The organism is Thioclava arctica (assembly GCF_040892615.1).
GTDB lineage: Bacteria > Pseudomonadota > Alphaproteobacteria > Rhodobacterales > Rhodobacteraceae > Thioclava > Thioclava arctica.
The window spans coordinates 1-727 of record NZ_JBFRYC010000047.1; the positions used below are offsets into that span (position 1 = coordinate 1).

The following is a 727-nucleotide window of genomic DNA, read 5'->3' on the forward strand; positions in this document are numbered from 1 at the left end:
TGAGCAGCCCCACTTGAATGGTCCAAACTAAAAGTTAGTGCATGATCGGCCTTTGGTCCATCGTTACGATGGCCTCAGGCGCAGGTGGGCGATAGCCCAGGGCACTATGGGGTCGTTTGGTATTGTAGTGGTTTCTCCATCCTTCGATGATGATTTGTGCTTCACGCAGCGAGTAAAAGATCTCGCCGTTCAGCAGCTCGTCGCGCATCCGGCCGTTGAAGCTTTCGCAATAACCGTTTTCCCAGGGTGACCCAGGCTCGATGTATGCAGTCTTGGCTCCAACGGCTTTGATCCAATCTCTGACGGCCTCAGCGATGAACTCTGGGCCGTTGTCCGACCTGATATAGGCTGGCACGCCGCGCAGGATGAATAGGTCTGTCAGAGCGTCGATGACCTCACTCGAGTTCAGTTTTCGTTTGACCAGGATCGCCAAGCATTCCCGGCTGTGTTCGTCTAGGATATTGAGCGTCCTGAACGCCCTGCCATCGTCTGTCCGGTGATGCACAAAGTCATAAGACCAGACATGGTTGCGATACTCGGGTCGCAAACGGACGCACGACCCATCATTGAGCCAAAGCCGTCCCTTCTTTGGTTGTTTCATTGGCACTTTAAGCCCCTCACGTCGCCATAAGCGTTCAACCCGCTTGTCGTTGATCTGCCAGCCTGCCTCTCTCAGCAAAGCCGCAACCCTGCGGTAGCCATATCGGCCATACTGGCGCGTCAATTC

General features: G+C 54.7%; 1 protein-coding gene. It reads right to left on the reverse strand.

Going from position 1 to position 727, the window contains the following annotated elements:
* Positions 1–34 precede the first annotated feature (34 nt).
* On the reverse strand, positions 35–727 hold a 693-nt coding region (locus AB4874_RS19860; RefSeq protein ID WP_368393313.1), incomplete at its 5' end, for an IS3 family transposase.